General features: G+C 55.5%; 1 pseudogene. It reads right to left on the reverse strand.

Going from position 1 to position 238, the window contains the following annotated elements:
* Nucleotides 1-211, reverse strand: a pseudogene (locus HMPREF2943_RS07000) (HNH endonuclease); the annotation flags it as partial.
* Nucleotides 212-238 lie beyond the last annotated feature (27 nt).

A 238-nucleotide genomic window follows, 5' to 3' on the forward strand; every position in this document is an offset into this window, starting at 1 on the left:
TCAAGGCTGTCAGTGCTGACATGGGTTGATCAATAGCAATGAGGGATTCAATATCCAGCAGGCAGTGGGTGTCTTGTATGGCTTTGACTTTCGGCAGACTTTCTAGCCGGTGGATGGCACGCAGGCCTGATTTGATGTGGCCTTCCGGCAGTGACCAGGCAGCCACTAGGGATAGTGCGGTGGTGTTGATATCGGCGTGCAGGCTGGGCATGGCCCCGACCCAGGTTTTATAGGTGGC

This window comes from Corynebacterium sp. HMSC072D12 (assembly GCF_001813925.1).
In the GTDB taxonomy this organism is placed as follows: Bacteria; Actinomycetota; Actinomycetes; order Mycobacteriales; family Mycobacteriaceae; genus Corynebacterium; species Corynebacterium aurimucosum.